Origin of the sequence: Streptomyces sp. NPDC059900, assembly GCF_050270335.1 — a bacterium.
In the GTDB taxonomy this organism is placed as follows: Bacteria; Actinomycetota; Actinomycetes; order Streptomycetales; family Streptomycetaceae; genus Streptomyces.
In genome coordinates this window covers 1-7,442 of the sequence record NZ_JBNNJZ010000407.1, presented here as the reverse complement: position 1 = coordinate 7,442, position 7,442 = coordinate 1, and the positions used below count along the sequence as shown (strand labels likewise).

General features: G+C 68.8%; 7 protein-coding genes. 2 read left to right on the top strand and 5 right to left on the bottom strand.

From position 1 onward, the window contains the following. Together ACQKIP_RS34220 and ACQKIP_RS34215 are read left to right on the top strand one after the other, a co-directional pair. Nucleotides 1–927: OFA family MFS transporter (locus ACQKIP_RS34220; protein WP_427745038.1), on the top strand; the 927-nt coding region annotated here is incomplete at its 5' end. 1 nt (nt 928) lies between these two features. Further along, on the top strand, nt 929–2,305 hold the full coding sequence (locus ACQKIP_RS34215; protein ID WP_365855562.1) for an OFA family MFS transporter: 1,377 nt from the start codon (nt 929–931) through the stop codon (nt 2,303–2,305). A 90-nt stretch (nt 2,306–2,395) separates the two neighbouring features. On the opposite strand, the gene ACQKIP_RS34210 is transcribed toward ACQKIP_RS34215, so the two are convergent. The 5 genes from ACQKIP_RS34210 to ACQKIP_RS34190 form a co-directional block, all read right to left on the bottom strand. Continuing rightward, nucleotides 2,396–3,562, bottom strand: a complete 1,167-nt coding sequence (locus ACQKIP_RS34210; protein WP_365855564.1) for a sugar phosphate isomerase/epimerase family protein — start codon at nt 3,560–3,562, stop codon at nt 2,396–2,398. Nucleotides 3,563–3,696: 134 nt separating this feature from the next. Beyond that, nucleotides 3,697–5,073: a nucleotide pyrophosphatase/phosphodiesterase family protein gene (locus tag ACQKIP_RS34205; RefSeq protein WP_365855566.1), complete on the bottom strand. Its 1,377-nt coding sequence runs from the start codon at nt 5,071–5,073 to the stop codon at nt 3,697–3,699. After that, nucleotides 5,070–6,239 carry a metabolite traffic protein EboE gene (gene eboE / locus ACQKIP_RS34200; RefSeq protein ID WP_365855568.1) on the bottom strand — a complete coding sequence of 390 codons (1,170 nt, stop codon included), beginning with the start codon at nt 6,237–6,239 and terminating at the stop codon, nt 5,070–5,072. Before eboE ends, ACQKIP_RS34205 begins: the two co-directional genes overlap by 4 nt. Nucleotides 6,240–6,242: 3 nt before the next feature. Continuing rightward, nucleotides 6,243–7,091, bottom strand: a complete 849-nt coding sequence (locus ACQKIP_RS34195) for a TatD family hydrolase (protein ID WP_365855570.1) — start codon at nt 7,089–7,091, stop codon at nt 6,243–6,245. Beyond that, nucleotides 7,091–7,442: EboA domain-containing protein (locus ACQKIP_RS34190; protein WP_427745037.1), on the bottom strand; the 352-nt coding region annotated here is incomplete at its 5' end. The genes ACQKIP_RS34190 and ACQKIP_RS34195, both read right to left, overlap by 1 nt.

Here is a 7,442-nt window from a genome sequence, read left to right as displayed (position 1 = left end):
GTCGGCAAGTGGTATCCCGAACGAAAGGGCGGGAAGACCGGCTTCGTCAACGGCGGATTCGCCTACGGCTCGGTGCCGTTCGTGTTCATCTTCACCGGATACATGGACCTGACGAACTTCCGCTGGGTGCTTGTTTCCGTCGGTCTCTTCCTGGCGGCGATGGTCGCCGTGGCCGGCTACTTCTTCCAGGACCCGCCGAAGAACTGGTGGCCGGCCGACGTGGACCCGCTGCGGCCGCCGACCGACCCGCGGGCCAGGCGCGCGCTGGCGATGAACCCGCCCGCCGTGCACCAGTACACGCCCAAGGAGGCGTGGCAGACCGGCCGGGTCGCACTGATGTGGTTCTGTCTGCTGTGCACGTCGGGCGTGAACATCTTCGGCATCGCATTCCAGGTGGACATCGGCAAGGAAGCCGGATTCGCCGGCGGAATCGTCGCCACGGCCATGTCGCTGAAGGCCATCGTCAACGGCACGGGCCGGGGTGTCATCGGCTGGCTGTCGGACCGCTATGGACGCAAGCGGTGCCTGATCTTCGTCTGCATCGTGCTCGGTCTCTCGCAATACGGAATTCTGTGGGCGGCGGACATCAAGAACCTTCCGCTGTTCCTGATCTTCTCCAGCATCTCCGGATTCGGCGGCGGCGCCATCTTCCCGATGTTCGCGGCGATGACCGCGGACTACTTCGGCGAGAACAACAACGCCTCCAACTACGGCCTGGTCTACAGCTCCAAGCTGGTCTCCGGGCTCCTCGGCTCCGGCATGGGCGCCATCGTGGTGAGCAACTGGGGCCACACCGGGGCCTTCACACTGGCCGGTTCCATTTCCCTGTTCGCGGGATTCGTCGCGCTCTTCCTCTCGCAACCCGGAAGGCCGAAGGACAAAGGCATCACACCCAATCCGCAACCCCTCGGTGAGGAGATGGCCTGATATGACGGCGGAACCCATCGCCGCAAGGAACAAGGCGCCGGACAACGGCACCCCGTATCGCGAGATCACCGACGAGCACGGCCGCGTCTATCGCGTGGGCGAGACGGACCGGGACATCCTCGGCCACTCCCGCAAGATCATGGTGTATCTGCCGTGGATCGCGATGATGGCCATCAGTGTCTTCGAGTACGCGTTCGGCTCGGCGGAGGACACCCTGTCCCACGCCCACGGCTGGACGCAGTCCAACACCTTCTGGATTCTGAGCGTCTGGGTCTTCTTCCAGGCGGGCATAGCGTTCCCGGCCGGATGGATGCGCGAGAGGGGAATCCTGACTGCGCGGGGCGCCATGTACACCGGGTCGTTCATGTGCCTGATCGGATTCCTCGCCCTGTCCCACCTGAACAACGTATGGCTCGCGATCATCGGGTTCGGCGTCATCGGCGGCGTGGGTTCCGGCTTCGTCTACGCGACCTGCATCAACATGGTCGCCAAGTGGTTTCCCGAACGCCGCGGAGCCAAGACCGGATTCGTCAACGGCGGCTTCGCCTACGGCTCGCTCCCGTTCATCTTCATCTTCAATTACGCCTTCGACACGGGCAATTACCACCGCGTCCTCGACCTGATCGGCGCGTACATCCTGGTCGTCGTCCTGGCCTGTGCCTTCTTCTTCAAGGACCCGCCGAAGAACTGGTGGCCCTCCGAAGTGGACCCGCTGGAGAAGTCGGGCACCTCCAAGGACGCGGCGAGCCTCGCCAAGAACCCGCCCGCGGTGCGGCAGTTCACTCCGAAGGAGGCCATCAGGACGGGCATGCTGCCCCTGATGTGGTTCACCCTCGTCATGACGGCGGGTGTGTCCATCTTCGGGATCTCCTTCCAGGTGGACTTCGCCAAGGAGGTGGGCTTCGGGCCGCTGGTCGCCGCCACGTCGATGGGGCTCATGGCGGTCATCAACGGCATCGGACGCGGGGTGGTCGGCTGGCTCTCCGACATCTGGGGGCGCAAGGCGACCCTGGTGTTCGTGATCCTGGTCCTCGGCCTCTCCCAGTTCGGTGTCATCTGGGCGGGCGACATCCACAGCGAGTGGCTGTTCCTGGTCTTCGCCTTCCTCTCGGGATTCGGCGGCGGCGCGTTCTACCCGATGTTCGCGGCGCTGACCCCGGACTACTTCGGGGAGAACTACAACGCCACCAACTACGGGCTCGTCTACAGCGGCAAGCTGATCAGCGGCCTGTTCGGCGGCGGGCTCGGCTCCATGGTGGTGGCCGCGTGGGGCTACAACGGCGCGTACGCGCTCGCGGGCGGCATCTCCATGCTGGCCGCGGCCGTCGCCCTGCTGCTGCGGCAGCCGGGACGGGAGCGGGCTCCCGCACCCGCATGATCTCCGTGACGACACACAGCTCTCGCCGCGCGGCTGCCGCGCGGCGAGAGCTGTGTGTGCGGGTGCTGCGGTGCCCGGTGGCCCGGTGCCTCAGCGCTTCTTGCGGAGGGCCGCCAGGTTGTCGTAGCCGACCTTCGCGAGCTTCAGGGACTGGCCGAGGTCGGTGCCGCTGGGCGCGTTGTCCTGCTCGACCATGGGGTTGTGGTAGTTCTTCTCGCCGACGCGGCTGAAGAAGGTGCGGTAGTCGATGACTCCCTCACCGAAGGCCACCATGTCGTAGCCCTCGCCGCTGGTGTCGTTGCGCGTGCCGTCCTTGGCGTGGAACAGCGGGTAGCGCTTGTTGTTGCGGCTGACGAGCGCGGCCGGGTCGAAGACCTTCTCGCGCTGGGAGCCGTCGTGCGCGGTGTACGTGTGGAACTTGTACTGCGCGACGTGCGCCCAGTAGATGTCCATCTCCAGCCACACCGACCTCGGGTCGGTGGCCTTGAGGAAGTACTCCAGCTTGCGGATGCCGGAGCTGCGGGTCGGGCGGCCCTGCGCGTCGAGCGGACCGCCGTCGAGCAGGAAGCCGTACGCCGCGTCGTGGTTGTGGGTGTAGAGCTTGATGCCGGCCTTGCGCGCGATGGCGCCCAGGGCGTTCCACTTGTCGGCGGCGACGTCCCAGTCGGCCTTGTACGAGCTGTTGGTGGGGTCGCCACCGGTGCCCATGTGATCCATGCCGAGGATGTTGGCGATCTCGAGGTGCTTCTTGAACGTGTCCAGGTCGGGCTGCGACAGCGGCCACGATCCCGGTATGAAGCCGTGGTTGCCCTGGGCGCGCAGTCCGTAGTCGTCGAGCCAGGAGCGCAGCAGCTTGGCGCCCTCGACTGACTCCAGGCTGGCACCGCCGGGGGCGTTGGCGTGCTGGCCGTAGCCCGCGAACTCGACCTGCTTGTAGCCGTAGCGGGCCAGTTCCTTGAACACCTCGCGGAAACCCGAGGGCAGGGTGGAGGCGAGCGGGTCGCGGCCGGTCGCGTCACGCACCGTGTAGAGGATGATGCCGCGCTTCTTCGCGGGCACCAGTTCGCTGCCGTGGCCATGACCGTGGCCGTGGCCGCCCTTCGGCTGGGGCTGGGCGAAGGACGGTGCCGCGCCGAACACGGGCGCGGCGATCGCGCCCGCGCCGACTGCGGTGCAGGTGCTGAGGAAGCGGCGGCGGTTGATGCCGAGACGCTGTCTGAGGGCCTCGTCGGCGGAAGTGTCGTGGATGTCGGTCACGGGTGCCTCTCCTGGGCTCTTGGACGTGGGCTTTTCGACGTGCGGGCGGACGCCACCGGCGCGTTGTCAGTGGCGCGTGCTTGACTCTCTTCAACGCTCCTGGCCGGGCGGAACGGCGGGGCGAGGTGTGTGTCTCAGCCCAGACCGGCCAGGTCGAGGAGGAGGGATTTCACGGCGGTGGCCGCGATCCTGTCGGGAAAAGCATGGGGGGTGGAGCTGATGATGAGCGGACCGTCGTCGTCGCTCAGGGGGAGGCGGCCGTGGCTGCCGCGAATAGGTGAGGCGTCCAGGGGCACGACCGCCATGCGGTAGCGCATGCCGAGCTTCTTGCGGGCCAGCGCCTTCGCCGCCTTGACCTTCACGTAGGGGTCGAGGGGGTCCATGAAGAGCTCGACGGGGTCGTAGCCGGGTTTGCGGTGGATCTCGACGAGCTGCGCGAAGTCGGGCGCGCGGTCGTCGTCGAGCCAGTAGTAGTACGTGAACCAGGCGTCCGGCTCCGCGACGGCGACGAGTTCGCCGGAGCGCGGATGGTCCAGATGGTTGGCCTTCTTGCCCTCATCGTCCAGGAGTTGCTCGATACCGGGCAGGTCGGCCAGGGCCTGGCGGGTGACCTCCAGGTCCTCGGGCCTGCGCACGTAGATGTGGGCGATCTGGTGGTCCGCGACGGCGAAGGCACGGGAAGTCATCGGGTCGAGGTACTCCATGCCGTCCTGGGTGTGCACTTCCAACAGTCCGGCGCGGCGCAGGGCGCGGTTGATGTCGACGGGACGGTCCACGCGGGTGATGCCGTACTCGGACAGGGCGACGACGGTGCGGCCCTCCGCCTTCGCCTCGTCGAGGAGAGGAGCGATGGTCGCGTCGAGTTCGGCGGCGGCCTGGTGGGAGCGCGGGTCGTCGGGGCCGAAGCGCTGCAGGTCGTAGTCGAGGTGAGGGAGGTAGCACAGGGCCAGGTCGGGGTGGCGGGTGCTGATGATGTGGCGGGTGGCGTCCGCGATCCAGCGGCTGGAGACGATGTCGGCGCCGGGGCCCCAGAAGTGGAACAGGGGGAAGGTGCCCAGCTTTTCGGTGAGTTCGTCGTGCAGGGCCGGGGGCCTGGTGTAGCAGTCGGGTTCTTTGCGGCCGTCGGCGTAGTAGACGGGACGGGGGGTGATGGTGATGTCGGTGTCGGCGCCCATGGCGTACCACCAGCAGATATTGGCGACGGTGTAGCCGGGGTGCGCGCGGCGGGCGGCGTCCCACAGCTTGTCGCCGGAGACGAGGCCGTTGTGCTGACGCCACAGGAGTACGTCGCCGAGTTCGCGGAAGTACCAGCCGTTGCCGACGATGCCGTGCTCGGCGGGGGTGGTGCCGGTGAGGAAGGTGGACTGCGCGGCGCAGGTGACGGCGGGCAGGACCGTGCCGAGCGGGGCCCGGGAGCCGGACTGGCCCAGGGACTTGAGGTGCGGCATGTGGTCGAGGAGACGGGGGGTGAGGCCGACGACGTCCAGGACGAGGAGGGGTGTGGGGCTCATGGCAGTTCCTTCAGTCCGAGGTCCGTCAGGAGGTCGCGGGCGAGGGTGAGTTCGGCGGCGATTCCGTCGGCGAGCTGGGGGCGGGAGCGGGGGCGCAGTTCGGGCGGCAGCGCCTGCCAGGTGTAGGTCTCGACCTCGAGGTGACGGGTGCGGGGGCCGGGGCCTCCGACCAGCTGGGCGAGGGTGTCCTTGAGTACGGGGAGCGTGGAGGTGAGGGGCGGCGCGGGAGCCGCGTGCAGGGGGACGTGGAAGTGGGCGCGCCAGGGTGCGCTCTCGGGCAGGGCGTCGCCGGCGAGGGATTCGCCGAGGTCGTCGGTGCCGTGCAGTCCGGCCGCGGTCAGGGTGCGGGTCTGGTGCAGGAAGCGGGGTTCGTCGAAGGCGGCGAGGGCTTCGCGTACTTCGGGCAGATGGGGGTGTTCGGCGTGCAGGGCGGCGGAGAGCTGGGACTTGACGACGGGGATGCCCGCGGCGGCGAGCGCGTCGAGCGCGGTCTGCGGGTCCTCGAAGGAGGTGGCGAGATGACAGGTGTCGACGCAGACACCGATGCGGTCGTGGCCGATCGCGGTGAGCGGGGCGATCGCGTCGGCGGTGGTCTCCACGGTGCAGCCCGGTTCGGGTTCGAGGCCGATGCGGATGGACTTGCCGGTCAGTTCGGCCAGGGCGTCCAGGCGTTGGGCCAGTGCGGTCAGCGCGGAACGGGCGGCCTCGGCACGGGTCGCGTCGAAGGGGGTGCGCCAGGCGAGGGGAAGGGTGGAGATGGTGCCGTCCGCGACATCGTCCGGGAGGAGCGCGGCAAGGAGGCGGGCCAGGTCGGTCGTGTGGGAGAGGCGCTCGGGGTCGGTCCAGTCCGGCTTGTAGACGCGGTACTTGACCTCTTCTGCGCCGAACCCCTCATACGGGAACCCGTTGAGGGTGACGACCTCCAGGCCGCGCCGGTCGAGTTCGGTGCGCAGACCGCGCAGCGCGGCCGGATCGGTGACCAGGGCATGGGCGGCGTCCTTGGCGAGCCACAGACCGATGCCCAGACGGTCCCTGCCGAGCCGTTTGCGTACGGGTTCGCAGTGGTCGCGCAGTTGCGCGAGGACGCCGTCGAGGGTCTCGGCCGGGTGGACGTTGGTGCAGTACGCGAGGTGGACGACGCTGCCGTCGGGGTGCCGGAAGCGCATGGCTCACGCCCCGCCGCGGAGGATGGAATTGCCCTCGTGGGTGGCTTCGGTGTCCGTGACGTCCAGCGCGAGGCGGCCGCTGAGTCCGTAGAAGGCGACCGGGTTGCGCCACAGGACCAGGTCGACGTCGTCCTCGCTGAACCCGGAGTCGAGCATGGCGTCGGCGACCTTGCGGGTCTTGAGCGGGTCGCTCTTGCCCCAGTCGGCGGCCGAGTTCACCAGGACCCGCTCGGGCCCGTGGTCGCGCAGGATGGCGACCATCCGGTCCTCGTCCATCTTGGTGTCGGGATAGACGGAGAAACCGAGCCAGCAGCCGCTGTCCTTGGCCTCCTTGACCGTGGTCTCGTTGAGATGGTCGATGAGGACCCGATCCAGGGGCAGCGCGGATTCCCGGACGACGTCGATGGTGCGGCGCAGGCCGGCGAGCTTGTCGCGGTGCGGGGTGTGGACGAGCGCGGGCAGCTCGTGGTCGGCGGCGAGCTGGAGCTGGGCGGTGAGCGCGGCGTCCTCGGCGGGGGTCATGGAGTCGTAGCCGATCTCGCCGACGGCCACGACGTTGTCCTTGACGAGATACCGGGGCAGTTCGTCCAGGACCGGGGTGCAGCGGGGGTCGTTCGCCTCTTTGGGGTTGAGGGCAATGGTGCAGTGGTGGGCGATGCCGTACTGCGCCGCGCGGAAGGGCTCCCAGCCCAGGAGGGAGTCGAAATAGTCGAAGAAGGAGGCGGGTGAGGTGCGGGGCTGGCCCAGCCAGAACGCGGGCTCGACGACGGCGCGGACGCCCGCGGCGTACATGGCCTGGTAGTCGTCGGTGGTCCGGGACGTCATGTGGATGTGGGGGTCGAAGATGCGCATCAGGACTCCTGCTCCTCGCCGGTGGAAGGGGTCGCGGGGGCCGTGGGCGCCGCTGCGGCCGAGGGGGCCGTAGCGGCGGCCAGGGCCAGGACTCGGTGCAGATCGCCGGGAACGGTGCGTCCGGCGGCGGTGCGTTCGCCGGCGTAGTCGTCGAGCATGCGGGCGAGCTCGGCGTCGGCGTGGGCCCGGCGGTCCAGTTCACAGACGGCGTCCAGGGGGACGCCCGTGAACAGGCACTTGAGGACCGCGTGGCGCCAGTCGTGCGGGGGGAGGTGCCGGGCGGCGTACGGTCCGACGGCGGCGGCGACGAGCCGGGTGTCGTTCGTACGCAGGGCGTCCTCGACCAGGGGC